General features: G+C 66.6%; 21 protein-coding genes. 7 read left to right on the top strand and 14 right to left on the bottom strand.

Annotated features, from left to right (window positions below):
- Positions 1-73: 73 nt before the first annotated feature.
- The 4 genes from VJV41_RS23090 to bluB are packed head-to-tail and all read right to left on the bottom strand — an operon-like array spanning position 74 to position 3,651.
- Positions 74-1,312, bottom strand: coding sequence for an SLC13 family permease (locus VJV41_RS23090; protein ID WP_325337600.1), 1,239 nt, complete (start codon positions 1,310-1,312; stop codon positions 74-76).
- The gene (locus VJV41_RS23085; protein ID WP_325337598.1) at positions 1,303-2,223 is read right to left on the bottom strand and encodes an MBL fold metallo-hydrolase; all 921 of its coding nucleotides are present in this window, start codon (positions 2,221-2,223) and stop codon (positions 1,303-1,305) included. Before VJV41_RS23085 ends, VJV41_RS23090 begins: the two co-directional genes overlap by 10 nt.
- Positions 2,223-2,981 (bottom strand): 5-oxoprolinase subunit PxpA, encoded by a 759-nt coding sequence (locus tag VJV41_RS23080; RefSeq protein ID WP_325337597.1) that lies wholly within the window; start codon positions 2,979-2,981, stop codon positions 2,223-2,225. Before VJV41_RS23080 ends, VJV41_RS23085 begins: the two co-directional genes overlap by 1 nt.
- Before the next feature lie 10 nt (positions 2,982-2,991).
- Positions 2,992-3,651: a 5,6-dimethylbenzimidazole synthase gene (gene bluB / locus VJV41_RS23075; protein WP_325337595.1), complete on the bottom strand. Its 660-nt coding sequence runs from the start codon at positions 3,649-3,651 to the stop codon at positions 2,992-2,994.
- A gap of 59 nt (positions 3,652-3,710) precedes the next feature.
- On the opposite strand from bluB, the gene VJV41_RS23070 reads away from it, so the two are divergent.
- Positions 3,711-4,514 carry a sulfurtransferase gene (locus VJV41_RS23070; protein WP_325337593.1) on the top strand — a complete coding sequence of 268 codons (804 nt, stop codon included), beginning with the start codon at positions 3,711-3,713 and terminating at the stop codon, positions 4,512-4,514.
- On the opposite strand, the gene VJV41_RS23065 is transcribed toward VJV41_RS23070, so the two are convergent.
- The 3 genes from VJV41_RS23065 to VJV41_RS23055 are packed head-to-tail and all read right to left on the bottom strand — an operon-like array spanning position 4,511 to position 7,097.
- Positions 4,511-5,368: a metal ABC transporter permease gene (locus tag VJV41_RS23065; protein WP_325337591.1), complete on the bottom strand. Its 858-nt coding sequence runs from the start codon at positions 5,366-5,368 to the stop codon at positions 4,511-4,513. The two genes, VJV41_RS23070 and VJV41_RS23065, sit on opposite strands and share 4 nt — an antisense overlap.
- Positions 5,361-6,179, bottom strand: coding sequence for a metal ABC transporter ATP-binding protein (locus VJV41_RS23060; RefSeq protein ID WP_325337589.1), 819 nt, complete (start codon positions 6,177-6,179; stop codon positions 5,361-5,363). Before VJV41_RS23060 ends, VJV41_RS23065 begins: the two co-directional genes overlap by 8 nt.
- A 9-nt stretch (positions 6,180-6,188) precedes the next feature.
- The gene (locus VJV41_RS23055) at positions 6,189-7,097 is read right to left on the bottom strand and encodes a metal ABC transporter solute-binding protein, Zn/Mn family (protein WP_325337587.1); all 909 of its coding nucleotides are present in this window, start codon (positions 7,095-7,097) and stop codon (positions 6,189-6,191) included.
- A 126-nt stretch (positions 7,098-7,223) separates the two neighbouring features.
- Between VJV41_RS23055 and VJV41_RS23050 the strand changes: the two genes are divergently transcribed.
- Complete coding sequence (locus tag VJV41_RS23050) at positions 7,224-8,324, top strand: substrate-binding domain-containing protein (protein WP_325337585.1); 1,101 nt, start codon at positions 7,224-7,226, stop codon at positions 8,322-8,324.
- A gap of 95 nt (positions 8,325-8,419) precedes the next feature.
- Here VJV41_RS23050 and otsB read toward each other — a convergent pair whose 3' ends face one another.
- Entirely contained in the window at positions 8,420-10,987 is a 2,568-nt protein-coding gene (gene otsB, locus VJV41_RS23045) for a trehalose-phosphatase (RefSeq protein WP_325337583.1), read from the bottom strand.
- A gap of 3 nt (positions 10,988-10,990) precedes the next feature.
- Positions 10,991-11,596 (bottom strand): cholesterol catabolism transcriptional regulator KstR, encoded by a 606-nt coding sequence (kstR, locus tag VJV41_RS23040; RefSeq protein ID WP_325337741.1) that lies wholly within the window; start codon positions 11,594-11,596, stop codon positions 10,991-10,993.
- 262 nt (positions 11,597-11,858) lie between these two features.
- Here kstR and VJV41_RS23035 point away from each other — a divergent pair, with 262 nt between their 5' ends.
- Complete coding sequence (locus tag VJV41_RS23035) at positions 11,859-13,970, top strand: acyl-CoA dehydrogenase (protein WP_325337581.1); 2,112 nt, start codon at positions 11,859-11,861, stop codon at positions 13,968-13,970.
- Positions 13,971-14,044: 74 nt separating this feature from the next.
- Here the strand turns inward: VJV41_RS23035 and VJV41_RS23030 are convergent, their stop codons facing one another.
- A complete protein-coding gene (locus VJV41_RS23030) occupies positions 14,045-14,590 on the bottom strand; it encodes a hypothetical protein (protein ID WP_325337579.1) in 546 nt (181 codons plus the stop codon).
- Between the two features lie 39 nt (positions 14,591-14,629).
- Positions 14,630-15,682, bottom strand: a complete 1,053-nt coding sequence (locus tag VJV41_RS23025) for a ferredoxin--NADP reductase (protein ID WP_325337577.1) — start codon at positions 15,680-15,682, stop codon at positions 14,630-14,632.
- A gap of 154 nt (positions 15,683-15,836) precedes the next feature.
- Here VJV41_RS23025 and hsaA point away from each other — a divergent pair, with 154 nt between their 5' ends.
- The 4 genes from hsaA to hsaB are packed head-to-tail and all read left to right on the top strand — an operon-like array spanning position 15,837 to position 19,376.
- Positions 15,837-17,021, top strand: a complete 1,185-nt coding sequence (gene hsaA, locus VJV41_RS23020; RefSeq protein ID WP_325337575.1) for a 3-hydroxy-9,10-secoandrosta-1,3,5(10)-triene-9,17-dione monooxygenase oxygenase subunit — start codon at positions 15,837-15,839, stop codon at positions 17,019-17,021.
- Positions 17,021-17,911, top strand: coding sequence for a 4,5:9,10-diseco-3-hydroxy-5,9,17-trioxoandrosta-1(10),2-diene-4-oate hydrolase (hsaD, locus tag VJV41_RS23015; RefSeq protein ID WP_325337573.1), 891 nt, complete (start codon positions 17,021-17,023; stop codon positions 17,909-17,911). The genes hsaA and hsaD overlap by 1 nt, the downstream gene beginning before the upstream one ends.
- The gene (hsaC, locus tag VJV41_RS23010; protein ID WP_325337571.1) at positions 17,908-18,813 is read left to right on the top strand and encodes an iron-dependent extradiol dioxygenase HsaC; all 906 of its coding nucleotides are present in this window, start codon (positions 17,908-17,910) and stop codon (positions 18,811-18,813) included. The genes hsaD and hsaC overlap by 4 nt, the downstream gene beginning before the upstream one ends.
- Positions 18,810-19,376 (top strand): 3-hydroxy-9,10-secoandrosta-1,3,5(10)-triene-9,17-dione monooxygenase reductase subunit, encoded by a 567-nt coding sequence (gene hsaB / locus VJV41_RS23005; protein WP_325337569.1) that lies wholly within the window; start codon positions 18,810-18,812, stop codon positions 19,374-19,376. Before hsaC ends, hsaB begins: the two co-directional genes overlap by 4 nt.
- Here the strand turns inward: hsaB and VJV41_RS23000 are convergent.
- The 3 genes from VJV41_RS23000 to VJV41_RS22990 form a co-directional block, all read right to left on the bottom strand.
- Positions 19,373-19,624 (bottom strand): fibronectin-binding protein, encoded by a 252-nt coding sequence (locus VJV41_RS23000; protein ID WP_325337567.1) that lies wholly within the window; start codon positions 19,622-19,624, stop codon positions 19,373-19,375. The two genes, hsaB and VJV41_RS23000, sit on opposite strands and share 4 nt — an antisense overlap.
- Positions 19,625-19,628: 4 nt before the next feature.
- Positions 19,629-20,402 (bottom strand): alpha/beta fold hydrolase, encoded by a 774-nt coding sequence (locus VJV41_RS22995; protein WP_325337566.1) that lies wholly within the window; start codon positions 20,400-20,402, stop codon positions 19,629-19,631.
- Between the two features lie 213 nt (positions 20,403-20,615).
- Entirely contained in the window at positions 20,616-21,389 is a 774-nt protein-coding gene (locus VJV41_RS22990; RefSeq protein WP_325337564.1) for an IclR family transcriptional regulator, read from the bottom strand.
- Positions 21,390-21,524 lie beyond the last annotated feature (135 nt).

Below are 21,524 nucleotides of genomic sequence, written 5' to 3'. Positions count from 1 at the left end.
ACAGCGCCGCTGATCGACGATTCGACGTCAGCCGTCCGACCGCTGTTCGCGCCGATGTAACCGGTGTTTTGCTCTACAGCCCGAAGACCCGAATCCCCACCCACAGCGCGAGCACTGAAGCGGTCACGGTGACCGGTACCGTGAACAACCCGACGCGGCTGAACTCGACGAAACCGCTGGAGATGTCGCGACGCACGACACCGCGCCACAGGAGATTCGCCAGCGAACCCACATACGTCAGGTTGGGCCCGACGTTGACCCCGATCAGCACGGCGAGCACCACGGCTGGACCCGACGACGCCACCAGTGGCAGCAACACAAGCACAGCGGGCAGGTTGTTCACGACGTTGGCCAGAACCGCCGCCACAGCCGCGACACCGAGCAGCGCCGGAAAAGTGTCACCGCTGGGCAGCACGTCGCGCATCGCAGTCTGCAGGCCGTTGACCATCACCGCGTCGACGACAACCCCGAGGCACAACACGAACGCTAGAAACGGCAGGTCGACGGCGGTCGCAATGCCTTTCACGCTGCTGCGCCCCTGGGCCAGCCCGCGAACACCGAGCACCACCGCACCCGCGAGTGCCGCCCATGCAGGCGAGAAACCCGCCAACGAGGTCACCGCGAAGCCGACGAGCGTCGCTGTCAGCACCGCCAGGACGAAGACCGGCACCTCTGCTGGGCCAGCATCGTCATGCACGGGCGTCACCGAGAGGTCGCGCGCGAAAACCCAACGTAAAACGACGAATTCGACGGCTACGGCGGTTATCCAGGGCAGCGACACCACCGCCGCGAAATGCAGGAAAGAGATGCCCGCAGCGCTGAACGCGAGAAGATTGGTCAGGTTCGACACCGGCAGCAGCAAGGAAGCCGTGTTGGCCAGATGAGCGGTGGCATAAGCATGCGGCTTCGCCGGTACTGCCAGGGCACGCGCCGTCGCGAGCACCACAGGCGTCAGCAAGACCACGGTCGCGTCCAGGCTCAGCACCGCCGTCGTCGCCGCCGCGATCACGAAAACCATTGCAAACACCCGCTGTTGGCTGCCGTCGCTGCTGCGGGCCATCGCGACGCCTGCGGCGTGAAACAAGCCCTCGTCGTCACATAGCCGCGCCAGCACGAGCACCGCCGCCAGGAACCCCACGACCGGCAGCAGGCGACCGACTTCGGCGGCGGCGTCGTGCCAGGAGATCGCGCCGAGAGCGATGAGTATGCCTGCCGCAGGCACCGACGCGGCGGCCTCGGGCCAGCCGTGCGGACGGACCATCGCGTAGCCGAGGACCACGGCCAGCGCCACCAGCGCCAGCGTCAACGCCACGGGTCAGCGCGATGCCACAGCGTGGGCAGATGCAGTGAAACACCGTCCCGCTCGGCCAACCGGGTCAACACCCGCATCGACACGTCCAGGTCGTCGCCGGCGTAGGGCAGCGCGCGAAGAGGCTTGTGCAGCGGACGGAAGAAGTCGTCCCAGTGGATGAGCACGACGCGGCGCGCGCCCACGGTGCGTACGGTCTCGGTCCAGTAGTCGATCACGTACCGCTCGGGTTGCAGTCCGAGTTGCCCGACGCCCAGGTACACCACGTCGGCGTGCCGGCCGGAAAGCGCCCCGCGGACGAAGCCTGCGCTGCCGACGATCAGCAGGCGTTGCTCGGACGGACGGTGGTATACCAGCGTCGACCACGCTTCACCGCATTTGTACGCAGACACCTTTATGGGCGGGGCGACCGGTTCGGCGATCACGCCGGGAAAGCGGTCGGGTGGACAGTGTTCGGCCTCGATCAGCGTGACCTCGTAGGAGCCAAGCGATATCGCCTCGCCTGACTTGGCGACGACGATGCGGTCCTCTGGCAATCCGCCTCCACGCCCAACCTGGGCGGCGGACGAGCCGCCGATGACTCGTGCACCTGTGCGCTCGGCGACGACTGCCGAGTCCATCGCATGGTCGAAATGCGTGTGCACCGGCAGCACAGCCTCCAGCCGGTCCACTCCGAGGCGGGCCAGGCAGCCGTCGATGCGCGGCTCCGACGGCGACAGCGCCCGCAGACCGACGTCGGGCAGCGATGGGCGGGAAAAGAATCCGTCCGTCATCAACGCCGACGAACCGTCGTCGATCAGCAGCGTGGTGACACCGGCCCACGTCACCGTCAACGGTGCGTCCGGCTCGGCAGAAGGTTCATCGAAGTAGCGCGAATAGTTCCCCAGGTCCGGCCGACCGAGCTTGAGGCGCATCAGGTAAATGGCTTCAGCTCGACGCCGTCGGCCACCAACCGAGCGCGGACCGCATTGGCGATCTCCACTGCCCCTGGCGAATCACCATGCACGCAAACGGATTCCACAGTGATCGGTATCGTCGACCCGTCCGCCGCGGCGACACGTCCCGCCTCGACCATCGACGCCACGCGGTCGGCGATCTCGCCCACGTCGTGCAGAACCGCATTAGGTGCACGCCGCGAAACCAGTTGTCCGTCCGAGCGGTAGGCGCGGTCGGCGAACGCTTCTGGCACCGTGCGCAAGCCCAGCTCCTTGGCTTCTGCGAAGAACACGGAGCCGGACAAGCCCAGCACGGGAAGACTCGCGTCGACGGCGTGTACGGCCTCGGCCACGGCCCGCGCCTGTGCGTGGTTGCTGACGATCGTGTTATACAGCGCCCCATGGGGTTTGACGTAGCTGACCGTCGAGCCCGCGGCGTGCGCGAGCGCCTGCAGCGCACCGATCTGGTAGATCACGTCGGCGGTCAGATCCTCCGGCGTGGCGTCGATGAAGCGCCGCCCGAACCCGGCGAGATCGCGGTAGCTCACCTGCGCGCCGATCCGCACACCGCGCTCCGCGGCGGCACGGCACGTGCGGGCCAAAGTAGCGGCGTCGCCGGCGTGGAACCCACACGCCACATTGGCGCTGGTGACCACGTCGAGCATCGCCTCGTCATCGCCGAGTCGCCACACCCCGAAGCTCTCGCCGAGGTCGGCGTTGAGATCGACGATGTTCACGAACGCCAGCCTAGGCCCGTGCAGGCGTGGTCCACCCGTTCTCCGAGACGAATTCGCCTAGCGGACGGCCGAACGCCCACTGGTCGATCTCCAGTGCGGGCCGGTCCGGGAACGCCGGAACAGGCCCGAGGCACAGGATCGCGACGGGCTCCGCGTCGTCGGGCATCGCCAACAGCTCGGCCAGCTTCTGTGGGTCGAATATCGACACCCATCCCATGCCGAGGCCTTCGGCGCGAGCGGCCAGCCATAGGTTCTGGATCGCGCACGACACCGACGCGAGATCCATCTGCGGCAGTGTCCGCCGGCCGAACACGTGGCCTTGCCTGCCGTCGCACAGCGCCACCACGAACAGTTCTGCGCATTCGCGGATCCCTTCGACCTTGAGTGCAAGGAACTCGTCGGCGCGCGATCCCAGCTCCTCGGCGGTTCGTATCCGCTCCTCATCGACGAGCGCGCGGATATAGTCCCGCAAGTCGGTGTCCGTGATGCGGATGAATCGCCACGGCTGCATGAGACCGACGCTCGGGGCCGAGTGCGCGGCGGCCAGCAGCCTCGCCAGGACGTCGTCGGCCACCACGGCGCCTGGGACGAAGCGGCGCATGTCGCGGCGTTCGCCGATTACCCGGTAGATCGCCCGGCGCTCTGCTGCGCCATATGCGTGCTCGCTCACGCCGGTGAGCTTAGGAGCCGCACGGCCGGCGACATTGAAGGAGGTGGCACGATCAACGGGTGGCTCGCGACGATGTCCTGATCACCGCGACGGAACTGTCGAAGCTGCTGGCCAAGGGTGATCCGGTGACGGTCCTGGACGTGCGCTGGCAGTTGACTGAACCCGACGGACGGGCTGCGTACGAGCGGGGCCACATCCCGGGCGCGGTGTACGCGTCGCTCGAAGACGAGCTCAGCGACCATGCCGTCTCGGGTCGGGGGCGGCATCCGTTGCCGTCGGGCGGCAGCGTGCAGGCCGCGGCCCGTCGCTGGGGCCTGCGCGAAGGCGTACCGGTCGTGGTTTACGACGATTGGAACCGGGCGGGTTCGGCGCGCGCGTGGTGGGTGCTGACGGCCGCAGGGATATCCGATGTGCGCATCCTCGACGGCGGCTTGAGCGCATGGACCGGGTCGCTCGAGAACGGGACGATCACTCCCGAGCCGGGCGATGTGACCGTCACGCATGACGACTTGTACGCCGGAGCCCGCGCGACGTTGACCGCGGCGCAGGCGGCAACTGCAAGTCTGATCGACGCTCGGGCCGCGGAGCGCTTCCGCGGCGACGCCGAACCGGTCGATCCGGTCGCCGGGCACATCCCAGGGGCACGCAACGTACCGAGCACCTCGTTGTTGGCCGACGACGGAACCTTTGCACTCGAACGGTTGCCGGCCGTCGACGGGCCGGTCGGGGCGTACTGCGGTTCGGGCGTCACGGCGTCGGTTGTGGTGGCCGCTTTTGCCGCGGCCGGTGTCGATGCGGCTTTGTATCCCGGTTCGTGGTCCGAATGGTGTTCGGACCCTTCGCGTCCCGTCGAGAACGGCTAGGTGGTCCGGCTTCGACGGCCGACCAGCCAGCAGATCAAGAAGATCGCGAACGAGATGGTGGTGACGAACACCGACACCGGAACCCCCGGCGCCAACGACAGCAGAATGCCGCCGACCGCCGAGATTTCAGCGAAGACCACGGATGCCACCATGGTCGCGACAGGAGAGACGAACACCCGCACCGCCGCGGCCGCAGGTGTGATCAACAGCGACATCACCAGCAGCGCGCCGACGATCTGTACGCCCTGAGCGGCCGTCACGCCGACCAGCGCCGCGAAAACAATGCCCAACGCGCGCACCGGAACTCCGCGACCCGACGCCACCTCCGGGTCGACGGTCGCGAACAACAACGGCCGGTAGGACACCGTCAGCACGACAACCACCACAGCGGCCACGACGGCAAGGAGTGCGAGCCCGGAGTAGCCGACCCCGACGATCTGCCCTGTCAGCAGTGCAAAGCTGGTGCCGGTGCGACCGGGGTAGAGGTGGATGAACAGCACCGCCAGGCCGAGCCCGAACGCGAGCACAACGCCGATCGCCGAGTCGCGCTCGCGGGCGCGCTGTCCGAGGATCCCGAACAGCACTGCCGCAAGCCCACACCCGACGAGCGCGCCGACGCCGACGTTTAACCCGGCCAGCAGCGCGAAAGCCGCACCGGTGAGCGACAATTCAGAAGACCCGTGCACAGCGAACGACATCTGGCGCATCACGATGAAGGGCCCGATCAACCCCGACACCAGCGCGAGCAGCGCGGCGGCCAACAGCGCCTGCTGGACGAAGTCGCGCTGCAGCAAGTCGGCCGTGATGTCGAACGAGAACAGGTTGGCCAACAGGTGGGTGAGCCGGTCAGACATGTTCGTGTCCGCTCGCGTGACCGGAGTGGTCGAGGTGCTCGCCGACGACGACGTAGCGGTTGCCGACCTTGACGACCTGAATGTCGGCTCGGTAGAGCTCGGACAGCGTCGCGGACGTCATCACCTCTTCGACGGTGCCGACGCGGAACCTGCCGTCGACCAGATAGAGCACCCGATCCACATACGGGAGAACGGGATTGACTTCGTGAGTGACGAACAGAACGGCGGTGTCGGCTTCCCGCCGACGATGATCGATCAGCGAAGACACCAGCCGGGCGTTGGCCGGGTCGAGGTTCAGCAGCGGCTCGTCGCACAGAAGCAACACCGGATCGGTGGCCAACGCCTGCGCGATCCGCACCCGCTGTAGCTCGCCCCCGGACATCACGCCGACGGACACGCCGGCGAGACGTTGGCCGTCGACTTGTTGTAGTGCGCGTTGCACGGCAGCGCGTTTCGTTGATCGGTCGCGAAGGCTCGTCAGACCCCAGCGGTGACCGTCGTAGCCGAGGCCGACGAGGTCTTGGCCGCGCAGCGACAGCCCGCGCTCCACCGATCGGTGCTGCGGGACGTAACCGATGCGCTCGCTGCCGGCTTCGACCCGACGCCCGGCGATGGTCGCGGTGCCGGCGCTGAGCGGCAGCTGCCCGAGCAGCACCTTGAGCAGTGAGGTCTTACCGGTGCCGTTCGGGCCGAGCACGGCGACGAATTCGCCGGCGCGCACGGTGAGATCGAGGTGGTCCCACAGCACACGGTCACCGAACGCCAGCCGGGCTCCGGTCAGCGAGACAATCTCGTCAGGATCAGCAGGCACAAGCAGTGATTATCTGTTCGCCTGCGCAGCGGCATCCAGCTGGCGGGCCAACTCGTCCACGGTCTTGCGCTGCCAGTCGAGGTAGTTCTGACCTTCCGGCAACGTCTCGGTGACCTCGACGATGGGCACCGACGCTTGGCGTGCCGCGTCGGTGATCCGCTTGGTGACCGGGGTCTCGGTCTGCTTGTTGACCACGAGCGCCGACACCTGATGGGTACTGATCAGGTCGAGCACGGCGGCGACGTCGGCCGGCGACGGGTCGTCGCCTTCCTCGACGGCGCTGGCAAAGCCCGGCGGGGTCTTGTCGGTGATGCCGGCGTTGAGCAGCAGGTAGTGCGCGACGGGTTCGGTCGCCACCACCGACGCTCCCGGATGGCCCGCACCGATTGCGCGCTCGGAGGCGGCGATGGTGTCGGCCTCCTCGCCGAACGTCGCGGCGTTGGCCTTGTAGTCGTCGGCGTGCGCGCTGTCGGATTGCGCCAGCTTCTCGGCGATCTGGTTGGCGACGGCCTTGGCGGTCTCGAGGTCGTAGAAGACGTGCTCGTTGGCGGGCTGGGGAAGGCCGGCGGGCAGCAATGAATAGGCGTTGACGGCGGGCGCGCCCTGGTGGCTGGACAGCACGTCGTCGACCCAGCGGTCGTAACCGCCGCCGTTGTAGACGACAAGCGATGCGTCGGTGATCGCCGCTGCGTCGGATGGGGTGACCTCGAACGAATGCGGGTCGTCCGCGGCGCTGGTGACGATCGACTTCACGGCCGCGTGGTCGCCGGTCACCGCGCTGGCCACGCTGCCCCACACGTCGGTGGACGCGACGATCGACGGCGTGCCGTGTTGCTGGGAGCCTGATTGGTCCTGGCCGCAGCCTGCGACACCGATTGCAAGAGCTACCGCCGCACCGACGGCCAACTTCGCACGCATTCATGCTCCCTAATACAAATGAAAACCGTTTCCAATAACTCTAGCGCACGGCAACCGGGCAGGGCTATCGGCTCTTCGCGCGAGCGCTCATCGCTGACAAGTCGCGATCCACTAACGTCAGAGAGCATGTCCAGGAGTCCAACGCCCAGACGGCGGGCGACCCTGGCCTCGTTGGCTGCCGAACTCAAGGTCTCGCGCACCACCATCTCCAACGCATACAACCGGCCCGACCAGCTGTCGGCGGACCTGCGCGAGCGGGTGCTGGCCACCGCGAAGCGGATCGGTTACCCGGGGCCGGACCCGGTGGCCCGCTCGCTGCGGACCCGCAAGGCGGGCGCGGTCGGGCTGATGATCACCGAACCGCTCAACTATTCGTTCAGCGATCCGGCAGCGCTGGATTTCGTTGCCGGCCTTGCAGAATCGTGTGAGGAGGCGGGGCAGGGCCTGCTGCTCGTGGCGATCGGCCCGAACCGCAGCGTCAGCGACGGGTCGGCGGCCGTGCTCGCTGCCGGAGTCGACGGCTTCGTCGTCTACTCGGCGTCAGACGACGACCCGTATCTGTCCGTGGTGCAGCAGCGGCACCTGCCCGTCGTCGTCGTTGACCAGCCCAAGGACGTGCCCGGCACATCGCGGGTATGCATCGACGACCGCGACGCGATGCGCAGGCTTGCGGAATATGTTGTCGGGCTTGGTCATACCGAGATCGGGCTGTTGACGATGCGGCTGGGCCGCGTCTGGCCGCACGGCGGACCGCGGCCGGCGGTGGCCGACCCGGAGCGCGTGCAGACGCCGCACTTTCACGTGCAGCGCGAGCGCATTCACGGCGTCTACGATGCGATGTCGGCGGCCGGTCTGGATCCGGATTCCCTGACCGTCGTGGAGAGCTACGAGCATCTACCGACGTCGGGCGGGGCGGCCGCCGAGGTTGCGCTGGACGCGAATCCACGCATCACCGCGCTGATGTGCACGGCCGACGTACTCGCCCTCTCGGCGATGGACTACCTACGCGCGCGCGGAATCTACGTGCCGGGCCAGATGACCGTCACCGGATTCGACGGCGTACCCGAGGCATTGGGCCGCGGCCTGACCACCGTCGTGCAGCCGAGCCTGGAGAAGGGCCGTCGCGCCGGACGGCTGCTGCACAACCCTCCGCGAGACGGTCTGCCGGTCATCGACGTGCTCGACACCGAAGTCGTACGCGGCCGCACGTCCGGCCCACCCGCCTAACCCCCCCGGGCGAGCGACCGTGTCTGCACGCAACACGCTGCGAGATTGTGTACAGAAGTGGTCGTCCCCTACTCACGTGTGGGCCCACGCGGCGCTCAAGCGTCCAGTAGTTGCGCGCAGCGCAGCAGGCCGATGTGGCTGTACGCCTGCGGATGATTGCCCAGCGCCCGCTCGGCGACCGGGTCGTATTCCTCGGACAGCAGGCCCGTCGGGCCCGCCGCCGCGACCAGCCGGTCGAACAGCGCCTCGGCCTGCGACCGTTGATCGGTCAGCAGATAGGCCTCAAGCAGCCACGCCGCGCACAGATGGAAGCCGCCTTCGGTGCCTGGCAGGCCGTCATCGCGGTGATAGCGGTAAACCGTTGCGCCGCTGCGCAGTTCGGCCTCCGTCGCGACCACGGTGGCGGCGAACCGCTCATCGGACGGATCGATCAACCCCGACAACCCGATGTGCAGCGTGGCCGCATCGAGGTCGGTGCCGTCGTAGGCCGCGGTGAACGACTTCACCTCGTTATTCCAGCCACGCTCGCGAACCTGTTTGGAAATGACGTCGCGCAGGGTCGCCCACCCGGGCGGCGCCTCGCGGCCGAACTCCGAGGCCAGCTTCAGCGCCCGGTCCACTGTCAGCCAACACATCACCTTCGAGTAGACGTGATGGCGCGGTGCGCCGCGAATCTCCCAGATCCCGTGATCGGCCTCCACCCAACGGCTTTCGACGGCAAACACCATCTCGCTGACAAGATTCCAGTCGGCATCCGTCAACGGGTCCGTCACGCCAACAGTCAGCCGCCGATGACACAGGTCGGAGATCAGCTGCACCACGGGCCCGAAAACATCCAGTTGCACCTGAGCATTCGCGGCATTACCCACACGCACAGGACGTGAGCCCGCATACCCTGGCAGCGAATCGATCACGGCCTCGGGGCCGAGTATCGCTCCCGACAACGCATACAGCGGATGTAGTCGCTCCGGCCCGTGCATCGTCTCGATCACGCTGTGCAGCCAGTTCAGATAGCCCTCGGCTTCGCCGAGCGAGCCCAGCGACACGAGCGCCGAAGCCGTCATCGCCGCGTCGCGGATCCAGCAGTAGCGGTAATCCCAGTTGCGCACCCCGCCGATTTCCTCAGGCAGTGACGTGGTGGCCGCCGCCATGATTGCACCGGTATCCGCGTGCACCAGCGCGCGCAGAGTCAGGGCTGACCTCCTCATCAGCTCCGGCTTCATCGACGGCAAGGCCAGCGTGGATACCCAGTCGCGCCAATGGCTTTCGGCCCGCTCGCGACGCGACGAGTCGTCGACCGGACTTTCGGCCAGATCCTCCGTGCCGCACCGCAACTCCAAGATGCACGGGCCTTCTGACGGGTCGATCACGGCGCGCGCGGTGTCGTGGATGCCGTCGGGAACGATCTCCCACTCGACGCCGGGCGACCGCAACACCATCGGCTCGTTCGTTGCGAATACCCGCAGCCCGTCCTCGTCGACGCGCAGGTGAACCGGCGTCTGCGCGAACTCGGGGCGCGGCGCGAACTCCACGACGGCCTTCGCCTGCCCGCTGATGACGCGGATCAAGTCGGTGCGGCCGGCGCCGACGTCATGGGACAGATAGTCGGTCACAAGCAAACTGGCCCAACGGGTTTCGACGGTCATCGTGCCCGTCACGTAGCGCTGGCTGAGCGGCAGCGCCTCGCGCTGCGGGCCGATCGCGAAGTGACCGGCGGTCGCATCGCCGAGCAGCCGCGAGAACACCGCCGCAGAATCGGCCTGCGGGTGACACATCCACACCACATCCGCGTCGGGCGTCAGTAGCGAAACCGTCCGAGCGTTCGCGAGCATCGTCAGCCGCTCAATCGGCGTGCTGTGACCGCCCAGCAGCCAGGTGCGGCGCGCGTCGAGTAGGCACTGCAGCGCGAGAGCCACTTCTTCGGGGGAATCGATGCGATAGCCGGCCAGCGTGTCCCCTTCGCCTACCTTGATGCCGATGTCGGGTCCGTGCAGCCGGCGAAACGCCTTCTCGTCCGTGACGTCGTCGCCGATGAACACCGCGGCCGATGCGCCCTGCTGATGGCGCAGGATGTCCAGGGCCTGGCCCTTGTCGGTCTGGATCACCGCGAACTCGAGCACAGCCTTGCCCTCGGTGATCTGCGCGTTCCAGGACTGTGAGGCGGCGTGCGCCTTGATGAGCGCGTCGGTGGCGTCGGCAGGGTCGGCGTTGCGCACATGCAGCGCGACGCTGGCCGGCTTGATTTCGACCGTCACGCCGGCGTACTCGGCCGCAATCGCGCCCAAGGTGTCCTTGATCTTTCTCAGCAGCGCCTTGGCCGCATCGTCGATTGCGTGCACGAAGCCGGTGTCGAACTCCGAGCCGTGGCTGCCGACCAGGTGCACCTCGGCGGGCATCCGGGACAACGTCGCGAGGTCGCGCAGCGCCCGCCCGGAGATCAACGCAGCAGCCGTCGACGGCAGGGCAGCCAGCTCGCGCAGCGTGGCCGCGGACGCCGCGAGGGGTTTGGCGTCGTCGGGATTGGCGACGATCGGCGCCAAGGTGCCGTCGTAGTCGCAGGCGACCAGCAACCGCGGCACCCGTGCAACCGTGCCGAGTGCGCGTCGCAATGCGGGTGGTAGCGCTTCCGCTGAATGTCGCCGCTGAGGCGGCTCCGATGCCACCTGTTAAATCTTAGGGTGCTCGCCGTCCCCGATGAGCAGACGGACGGCCAGATCCAGTCGCTTGCTGACGTCGGTTGCCGACGCCCGCCGAGTTAGCCAGGCCAGCAGGTTCGACAGCCAGACGTCCGAGATGACGCGGGCGATGTGGTACTGATCCTCGGTCGGCTCGCCGTCACTCATCGCGCGCGCGAACATCGAATCCATCAGCTTGCCGACGTGATCAACCTCACCCGCCGCCGACGCGTCGGCGAACACGAATGCGCGGGTCATCGCCTCGGTCAGCAGCGGGTTGCGCTGCATCGCTCGATTGAGCTTGCCGACCATGAAGCTCAACCGCTGATACGGCGTGCCGCCGGACAGGGCTGCGCGGTCGGTTTTGGCGTCGATGCGCTCGAACTCCCGGCCCAAGGCGGAGACCAGTAGGTGCACCTTCGACGGGAAGTACCTGTACAGGGTGCCAACGGCGACATCCGCGCGTTCGGCGACGGCCCGCATCTGAACGGCCTCGTATCCGCCCTTGGAGGCGATGGCCAGGGTGGCGTCCAGGATGCGCTTGCGGCGCTCCCGCTGGGCTTCCGAACCGAGTTCCGACTCGGCCAGCACGGACACCGCCATCACCTGACGCGGTGTGGAGTCAGACCCCGAGGACGGGTTGGTGTGTGCTGGCGACGACATCCGGGCGTTGGCTCCTTCATCTAACGATATCGACAAAAACGATACGCACGCCGATGGACAATTTCTCCCCTCCGTGCCCGACCGACACCGACGTGTCCTGCCGCAATGCCAGTCGACTTGACGGTCGAACGCTGGCACTATTAGAACACGTTCTAGTGAGAAGCACGCTCTTCTCGCCCAAACAATAGGAGTCACGTTGTCGGCCACGATCACTGACGAGCAGTTTGCCGCACGGGAACTGGTCCGTAGCTGGGCGGCCGGCTCCGGTTCGATCGAGGCCGCGCGCGACGTCGAGCACGGCGAGCCCGACGCTTGGCGTGCGCCCTACGAGGGGCTGGCGCAACTCGGGATCTTCGGCGTCGCGCTTGCCGAAGAGCACGGTGGCGCGGGCGGCACGATCGAGGACCTGTGCGCGATGGTCGACGAGGCGGCCGCAGCGATGGTGCCCGGCCCCGTTGCGACGACGGCACTGGCCACGTTGCTCATCGGCGACTCCCATTCCGACCTGCTCGAGGCTCTGGCGTCCGGCCAGCGGACGGCCGGCGTCGCGCTGTCCACCACGCTGCGCTACGACGACGGCCGGGTCTCCGGCACGGCCGAATACGTGCTCGGGGCCGACCGGGTCGGGGTGCTGGTGATCGAGGCCGACGGCCGATGGCTGCTGGTTGACGGGGCCGCCGACGGTGTGGCCGTCGAACCGCTGAAGGCCACCGACTTCTCCCGCCCGCTGGCGCGGGTGACGTTCGACTCGTCGCCCGCCGAGCTGCTGGATGTCTCGGCGCAGCGAGGCGAGGACCTCACCGCCGCCGTCCTGGCCGCCGAAGCGGCGGGTGTAGCGCGCTGGACGCTGGAGACCGCCACCGAGTACGCGAAGGTACGCGAGCAGTTCGGCAAGCCAATCGGGAGCTTCCAGGCGATCAAGCACATGTGCGCGGAGATGTTGTTGCGGTCCAAGCAGGCCGCCGTCGCCGCAGCCGACGCCGCGCGGGCCGCCGGGGATTCCGACGACGAACAGTTGTCGATCGCCGCGGCCATCGCTGCCGCCACCGGCATCTGGGCCGCCAAGGCCAACGCCAAGGACTGCATCCAGGTGCTCGGCGGCATCGGCATCACGTGGGAACACGACGCACATCTGTATTTGCGTCGCGCATACGGCATTTCGCGGTTTCTGGGTGGACGCGAACACTGGACGCGACGCATCGCGTCCTTGACGCAAGCCGGCATCCGTCGCGAGCTGCACATCGACCTCGACTCGGTCGCACACTTGCGTCCCGAAATCTCGGCGGCCGTCGCCGAAGTTGCGGCGCAGCCCGTCGAGAAGCGTCAGATTGCTCTGGCTGACGCGGGTCTGCTGGCACCGCACTGGCCGCGGCCGTGGGGCCGGGAGGCCTCGCCCGCCGAACAGCTGTTGATCGACCAGGAGATGGCGGCGGCCCAGGTGGAGCGGCCCGACTTGGTCATCGGCTGGTGGGCCGTGCCGACGATCCTCGAGCATGGCAGCCAAGCGCAGATCGACCGGTTCGTACCGGCCACGCTGCGCGGCGAGCTGATCTGGTGCCAGCTGTTCAGCGAGCCCGGCGCGGGCTCCGACCTTGCGTCCTTGCGCACCAAGGCCGTTCGCACCGATGGCGGCTGGCTGCTGACCGGGCAGAAGGTCTGGACATCGGCGGGCCACAAGGCGCACTGGGGTGTGTGCCTGGCGCGCACCGACCCAGATGCGCCCAAGCACAAGGGAATTACCTACTTCCTCGTCGACATGAAGACACCGGGCATCGTGATCCGCCCGCTGCGCGAGATCACCGGCGACGAGTTGTTCAACGAGGTGTTCTTCGACGATGTGTTCGTTCCCGACGAGATGGTCGTCGCCGAGGTGAACGACGGATGGCGGCTGGCCCGCACCACGCTGGCCAACGAGCGAGTCGCGATGGCGCACGGCACCGCACTGGGCAATCCGATGGAAGAGCTGCTGCGCCAGGTCACGACGGTCGAGCTCGATCCGGCCGAACAGGACCGGTTGGGTGAGCTGATCCGCTCGGCTCAGGTCGGCTCTCTGCTGGATCAGCGCATCGCGCAACTGGCCGTCGGCGGTCAGGACCCGGGCGCAGAATCCTCCGCTCGCAAGTTGATTGGCGTGCGGTATCGACAGGTGCTCTCGGAGTTCCGGATGGAGCTGTCCGAGGGTGCGGGCGTCGTCGAGAACACGACCGTGCACGACTTCCTCAACACGCGTTGCCTGACCATCGCGGGTGGCACAGAGCAGATCCTGCTCACGCTGGCCGGCGAGCGCCTGCTGGGATTGCCGCGCTAGTTCTTAGCGCGAGCAGTCGCAAAAGTCCCCGACACGCCGAGGAAACGGAGCACTTTGCGTCTGCTCGCGCGTACTTAGCTGAACGTGGTCCAGGCGCACGCGTCGGGTGACGTGAGGTTCACGCCTGCATAGACGACCTGAACGTGCGCGCAGACAATGAAGTCTGAATCCGGTCGCGGCTGGCCGGTGCTCCAGTCGGTGGGCCAGGCGTTGCCGTGGATCTGATATTTCTCCACGGGCCCGCCACCGAAGTAGACCGTCGAGAACTCAACATCCCTGATGGACTTGAACATTCGCGTATTCGGCGCATCGAAATCGGCGTCCACGTACACGGTTTGGCGCGACGTGCGCAACGTGGTGGTCTGGCGTGCCCACAGGTCATCCGGGAAACCGATTGGGCCATCGGGGGTGAGCAGGTTCGCGCTCGTGTTGAAGAAGCAGTTGTTCTCCGCCTTCACACAATTTGCGGTGGCGTGCATTTCGAGCGTGGTGGCGCCGTCGACGGGGATCGACGCGTTAGCGGTGTCGGCCGCCGCGGACGACGTCGCGTCCGGCGTGACGAGTGCGACCGTCAACCACGTCGCCGAGACCACCGCAAGAATGCTGGCGAACCGCTTCACGATTGCTCCCTCCGGTGCGGCGAAATGGTAGCCCGCGGCCTATTCGTCGTAGGTGACTTCGACCGAATCGGATCGCGGCCGGGCTTGGCAGCCCAAGATCAGGCCCTCGTCGAGGTCCTGCTGTTCGAGCACGTCGTTGACTTCCATCTCGACATCGCCACTCTTCTTCAACACCGCGCAGGCACCGCAGTGGCCCTCACGGCAGGAGAACGGCGCGTCCAGCCCCTTGTCGAGCAGCACGTCGAGCAGCTTGGCGTTGCGCGGCCACCGCACCTCGTGTCGTTCACCGTCCAGCGTCACGATCGCCGTGGCGGGTCCTTCGTCGCTGTCGTCTTCCTCGATGACGACCGCCGCGAACGGGTCGGACTCCAGCGACTTGAACACCTCGATGTGGATGCGGTCGGCGCCGACGGTCTTGAGCGCCTCCTCGGCCGCGGCCATGAACGGGCCGGGCCCGCATATGTATGCGTCGTGGCTGACATGCGGTGCCGCCAGTCCCGCCAGCGCCGCCGCACTCGGCAACCCCTGGACCGTTTCCAGCCAGTGGACGACCGTGAGGCGGTCGGGATATTTGGCCGACAAGTCACGCAGCGTGCCGCCGAAGATGACCGAATTCTCGTCGCGGTTGGCATAGATGAGCACGACCTTGCCGCTGCCCTCGGACAACGCGGACTTGCAGATCGACATCATCGGGGTGATGCCGCTGCCGGCCGCCAGCAGCAGGAAGTCGGTGTCGAGCGTCTTGGGGACGAAGGTGCCCGACGGCGCCAGCACGTGGATCTTCATGCCGGCCTGCGCGTGGTCGCACAACCAGTTCGACGCGTAGCCGTCGGCGGTGCGCTTGACCGTCACGGTCATCGGGTCTGCGGTGAACGGTGAGCTGCACAGCGAGTAGCAGCGGGCCACCGATCCGGTGCGATCGCTGGGCACGCGAAGCGTCAAGAACTGCCCCGGCGAGTAACGGAGTTTTTCGGGCGGAATCTGGACGCCGTCCGGCACCGTGAACACCAGCGATCGCGCGTCGGCGGTCTCCTCGACGACGTCGGCCACCTGCAGCTCGAGCACGTGGCTACCGAGTGGCTCGTCCGTCACGGCGGGTGGCCCTCCCTGTGCAAAATTCGGCGATAACTAGAACAGGTTACAGAAATGCATGTCCGCAGGTCCAGCTGCCGCAGGAATGCGCTGCTCGACACAAATCGTAACGTGTTCTAATCTCTGTCTAGGTCTACTCCCGGGAGGCAAAGCAGTGACGTCCATTGAACAGCGTGACGTGCAGTCGGTCCTAGCCGGCATCGACGACCTGCTGCCATTGATCGCCAAGCGGGCTCAGGCGACCGAGGACCTGCGCAAGATTCCCGAGGAGACGATCAAGGACCTCGACGAGGTCGGTTTCTTCAAGCTGTTGCAGCCCGAGCAGTGGGCCGGCTTCCAGTGCGATCCGACCGTGTTCTACGAGGCCGTGCGCCGGATCGCCAGCGCGTGCGGCTCCACCGGCTGGGTGAGCTCCATCGTCGGTGTCCACAACTGGCACCTCGCGTTGTTCGACCAGCAGGCCCAGGAAGAGGTCTGGGGCGACGACTCGACGGTTCGGGTGTCGTCGTCGTACGCACCGATGGGTGCTGGCCAGGTGGTCGACGGCGGCTACCTCGTCAACGGCTCGTGGAACTGGTCATCAGGTTGCGACCATGCGACGTGGACGTTCGTCGGCGGGCCGGTCATCAAAGATGGACGGCCGGTGGACTTCGGTAGCTTCCTGATCCCGCGCACCGAGTACGAGATCGACGACGTGTGGCATGTGGTCGGCCTGCGCGGGACGGGCAGCAACACGCTGGTCGTCAAGGATGTGTTCGTTCCGACGCATCGGTTCCTGTCGTACAAGTCGATGAATGACCACACGGCAGGCGGTCTGCAGACCAACACCTCGCCGGTGTACAAGATGCCCTGGGGCACAGTGCATCCGACGACGATCTCGGCGCCGATTGTCGGCATGGCCTACGGCGCCTACGAGGCGCACGTCGAACATCAGGGCACACGGGTGCGCGCGGCGTTCGCGGGGGAGAAGGCCAAGGACGACCCGTTCGCCAAGGTCCGCATCGCCGAGGCAGCCAGTGACATCGACGCGGCGTGGCGACAGTTGATCGGCAATGTCGCCGACGAGTACGCGCTGCTGTCGTCGGGCCAGGAGATCCCGTTCGACCTGCGCGCCCGGGCCCGTCGTGACCAGGTCCGTGCCACCGGCCGCGCCATCGCGTCGATCGACCGCCTGTTCGAGGCGTCGGGAGCCACCGCGCTCGCCAATAGCGCTCCGATCCAACGCTTCTGGCGTGACGCGCACGCCGGCCGTGTGCACGCGGCCAACGATCCGGAGCGTGCCTACCTGATTTTCGGAAACCACGAGTTCGGGCTACCGCCCGGCGACACCATGGTCTGATGACGTCATTCGCCGCAGAAGCTGCACAACAGCAAGAGATCACGTTCGAATCGACTTCGCGCTACGCGCAGGTCCGCGAGGACATGCGGCTGCACTACCACGAGGCCGGCGTCGGTAACGACCAGACGATCGTGCTGCTGCACGGCGGCGGCCCGGGGGCGTCGAGCTGGTCGAACTTCGGGCGCAACATCGCCGTGCTGGCGCAGCATTTCCATGTGCTGGCCATCGACCAGCCCGGCTACGGCCACTCCGACAAGCACACCGAGCACGAGCAGTACAACCGCTACAGCGCGACCGCCGTGCTGAACCTGTTTGACCATCTCGGTCTGGAACGTGCTGCGCTGGTGGGCAATTCGCTCGGGGGCGGCACCGCGGTGCGGTTCGCTTTGGACAATCCGTCGCGCGCCGGCCGGCTCGTGCTGATGGGCCCGGGCGGGCTGTCAGTCAACCTCTTCGCGCCCGATCCAACCGAGGGCGTCAAGCTGCTCGGCAAGTTCACCGCCGAGCCGACGCGCGAGAACATGGAGAAGTTCCTGCGCATCATGGTCTACGACCAGAAACTGGTGACGCCAGAACTGATCGACGAGCGCTTCCAGATCGCCAGCCAGCCCGAGTCGCTCGCCGCGGCCCGGGCGATGGGAAAGTCGTTCGCCGGCCCCGACTTCGAGCTGGGCATGATGTGGCGTGAGGTATACAAGCTGCGCCAGCGGGTACTCCTGATCTGGGGTCGCGAGGACCGCGTCAACCCGCTCGACGGTGCACTGGTCGCCCTCAAACAGATCCCCCGCGTGCAGCTGCACGTGTTCGGGCAGTGCGGGCATTGGGCACAGTTGGAGAAGTTCGACGAATTCAACAAACTGACCATCGACTTCTTAGGAGGCGGGTCATGAGCATCCGATCGTTGGGCTATCTGCGCATCGAGTCCACTGACGTCGCGGCCTGGCGCGAATACGGGTTGAAGGTTCTCGGCATGGTCGAGGGCAAGGGCCAGACCGAGGGCGCGCTCTACCTGCGGATGGATGAGTTTCCCGCCCGGCTGGTGATCGTCCCGGGCGAGCATGACCGGCTACTGGAGTCCGGCTGGGAAACCGCCAATGCCGCAGCGCTGCAGGAGATTCGCAACCGACTCGACCTCGAAGGCACTCCCTACAAAGAAGCCACTGCCGCCGAGCTGGCCGACCGTCGCGTCGACGAGTTCATCCGGTTCCAGGATCCGTCAGGCAACACCTTGGAGGTGTTCCACGGCGCGGCTCTGGAACACCGTCGCGTCGTCAGTCCCTACGGGCACAAGTTCGTCACCGAAGAACAGGGTCTGGGACACGTGGTGCTCACCACCCGTGACGACGCGGAGTCGCTGCACTTCTACCGTGACGTCCTCGGGTTCTACCTTCGTGATTCGATGCGGTTGCCGCCGCAGCTCGTCGGCAGGCCCGCCGATGGCCCTCCGGCATGGCTTCGGTTCTTCGGGGTCAACCCGCGTCACCACAGTCTGGCGTTCATGCCTGGCGAAACCCCCAGCGGCATCGTGCATTTGATGGTCGAGGTGGAGGGCTCCGACGACGTCGGACTGTGCCTGGACCGCGCGCTGCGGCGCAAGGTGCCGATGTCGGCGACACTCGGCCGGCACGTCAACGACAAGATGCTGTCGTTCTACATGAAGACACCAGGCGGCTTCGACGTCGAATTCGGCTGCGAGGGACTGCAGGTCGACGATCAGGACTGGATCGCCCGCGAGAGCACGGCGGTCAGCCTGTGGGGCCACGACTTCAGCGTCGGCTTCAAGAGTTCGTGACCAGGGAACCGCTCGACCCGCGCACATTCCGCAATGTGCTCGGGCAGTTCTGTACGGGCATCACCGTGATCACCACCATGCAGGACGGCGCACCCGTCGGGTTCGCGTGCCAGTCCTTTGCGGCGCTGTCGCTGGAACCGCCGCTGGTGTTGTTCTGCCCGACGAAGGTGTCGCGGTCCTGGCAGGCCATTGAGGCCAGCGGCCGGTTCTGTGTGAATGTGCTGCACGAGCAGCAGAAGGACGTGTCGTCGCGGTTCGGGTCCAAGGAGCCGGACAAGTTCGCCGGGATCGACTGGCGCCCTTCTAAACTCGGCTCACCGGTCATCGACGGGACGCTGGCGCACATCGACTGCATGGTGCACTCGGTGCACGACGGCGGTGATCACTTCGTCGTGTTCGGCGCGGTGCATTCGATGTCCGACGTGCCACACAAGAAGCCGAGGCCGCTGCTGTTCTACCGCGGTCAGTACACCGGCATCGAACCCGACAAGAACACCCCGGCTCAGTGGCGCGACGACCTCGAGGCCTTTCTCACCGCCACCACCGACGACACCTGGCTCTAGATACAGCCCGCGGCACAAAGCGGGGCCACCGGCAGTGACTCGGGTGGTGGGGCATTGGGGTCAGCCGGCGGTTGGTCTACCGTGAGGTCGACGTCGCCCTCGAGCTCAGGTGCGATCGGGACGAATTTGCATAAGAACGTAACCGCGAGCTGACACGGGTTGTCGCCTGGATCGGCGTTGGCAGGCGTCGCGAGCAGCACGCCCGCCGCGAGGGCGCCGGCCGCGGCGATCACCGTCTTCTTCAACACCGGCTCACCCTAGCGCTCGGTTCTCGATGAAGTCCACGATGGCAGCGGCTACCTCGTGATGAACGGTCTCGTTCAGGATGTCGTGATGCGCACCGGGGAACTCGACAATTTGCAGTGCCTCGATCTGCTCGGCATAGGCCCGCACCGGACCAATGGGTGCAATCGGATCGTTGACGCCATGCACCGCCAGCGTTGGCACGGCCAGCTTCGGCAGCTCCGCGCCGAACCGGTCCCATGCTTTGTCGAGTTCGCGCGCCAGGGGTTTGCCGTCGGCGTCGACAAAGGCCAGCGGGTCGTTCTCCAGCGAATCCAGATAGAACGGATCCTGCGACAGCCAACCGGGATCGAGGTCGAATTCGCTGTCGGTGTCCAGCAATTCGGGGATAGGGACGAGCGGGGCGCCGGAGATGATGCCGGTGCGGTAACGCTCGGGTTGCTCCAGTAGCCGGAACAGGGTGACCACCGAGCCGAACGAATGTCCCTGGGCGACGAGCGGCAGACCCGGGCGTTCGCCTTCGGCAAGTTCGGTCAATGTGTCGGCCAGATCCGAGCTGTCCTCAATCGAGCCGAAATCGCCGCGGTTGCCGGGACTGAGCCCGTGGCCGAACTGATCGACCGCCCACAGGTCGATGCCGGCGGCATTCAGCGCGAAGCCGTAACGGTGATAGACACCGGTGTGCTCGCCGAAACCGTGGAGAAATATGACGGCGGCGCGTGGCTCGGCGGCGGACCAGTGCCGGTAGTACGCCCGGCCCTTCGGATGGTCGATGAATGGCATGGGTTGACTGCACCAGCTGGGCCGCCGAACGCGCAAGACTTCGGCTCAGCCCGACCGCAGTTCCCCGTGTGGCTGCCCGATATGCCGGCCGAGTTGGTGGCATTACCGTTCGCAGCGAGCGGTGTTCCCAGTGCGGTGAGTTCGGGGCGGACGGTCGTGTGGTTGAGGCAAAGTTCGTCGGCGGCAATCCGGGACTCAGATGCGCTGGCGTGCCTACGACTTGCGCTTGAGGCGCTGTGTCAGTGCGTGCGCCGCACGCAACAACGCCTCGCCGAGCTTTTCCGTCCGATGTCCGGCGAAGCGGGCCTCCACACCGGTCAGGCTCAACGCCCATTGGGGCTGACGAAACGCATCGAAGACCGCTGCTCCGATACCCCAACTGCCTTCCACGACCAGACCAGGATTCACCGAATAGCCGCTGATTCTTGTTTGTCGGATGCGGCTTTCGATCGCCGCTCTCGAGTGCGCGCTGCCCCATTCACCTTCGAGATCGGTGCGATCCAGATACGCGTGGGCCTCGGCATCGGAAAGGTGTGCAAGCATCACCAGGCCAGCGGAGGCGACACCCAAGGGAAACCGCTTACCCGGGTGCAGCACATGAGACCGCAGCGGAAAGCTCCCCTCCACGGCGGACACGCATACCGATTCGTCTGCGCGACGCGCGGAGAGGAAGGCACTCTCTCCGGTGTCGTCTGCGAGAGCGCGCAGAATGTCGTCCGCGACGGGCACGGCGTCGTAGCGGCTGGTAGCCACGGACCCGAGCAGATAGATCTCTGGGCCGAGGAACCACAAGCCAGTGCTGGGCGCGCGGTCGATGAGCCCTTGGTCGGCCAGTGCCGTGAGCATGCGGTGGGCCGTCGCGCGCGGTATTGCGGTGGCGCGGGACAAGGCGGTAGTCGTCATGCCGTCGCCGCGCGCGCTACCGACCGCACGCAGGATGGCTGCGACACGCGTGATGACCGGGGTGCCGGCGCTGAGATCCTCCACCACGAAATCGTAGCGTTCATTCAGTGGACGCTACGTCGATGCCTCATCCCGCCAGGCGGACACTTTCCTCGAGAAATCCCCACAGACCTTGGCAGCAGCCGATTGATGATGATGTCCTGTTCAGTGAAATCACCG

The organism is Mycobacterium sp., from assembly GCF_035274705.1.
Taxonomy (GTDB): Bacteria; Actinomycetota; Actinomycetes; order Mycobacteriales; family Mycobacteriaceae; genus Mycobacterium.
Note: the sequence above shows the minus strand (reverse complement) of the source record. Positions and strands in the feature narration are given on the sequence as shown.

Coding starts and splice junctions, on each gene's coding strand:
- VJV41_RS23085 (WP_325337598.1), bottom strand. CDS start 2,223: ATGCGCCTCAAGCTCGGTCGGCCGGACCTGGGGAACTATTCGCGCTAC.
- VJV41_RS23065 (WP_325337591.1), bottom strand. CDS start 5,368: ATGTCTGACCGGCTCACCCACCTGTTGGCCAACCTGTTCTCGTTCGAC.
- VJV41_RS23055 (WP_325337587.1), bottom strand. CDS start 7,097: ATGCGTGCGAAGTTGGCCGTCGGTGCGGCGGTAGCTCTTGCAATCGGT.
- VJV41_RS23050 (WP_325337585.1), top strand. CDS start 7,224: ATGTCCAGGAGTCCAACGCCCAGACGGCGGGCGACCCTGGCCTCGTTG.
- hsaD (WP_325337573.1), top strand. CDS start 17,021: ATGACGTCATTCGCCGCAGAAGCTGCACAACAGCAAGAGATCACGTTC.
- hsaC (WP_325337571.1), top strand. CDS start 17,908: ATGAGCATCCGATCGTTGGGCTATCTGCGCATCGAGTCCACTGACGTC.
- VJV41_RS22995 (WP_325337566.1), bottom strand. CDS start 20,402: ATGCCATTCATCGACCATCCGAAGGGCCGGGCGTACTACCGGCACTGG.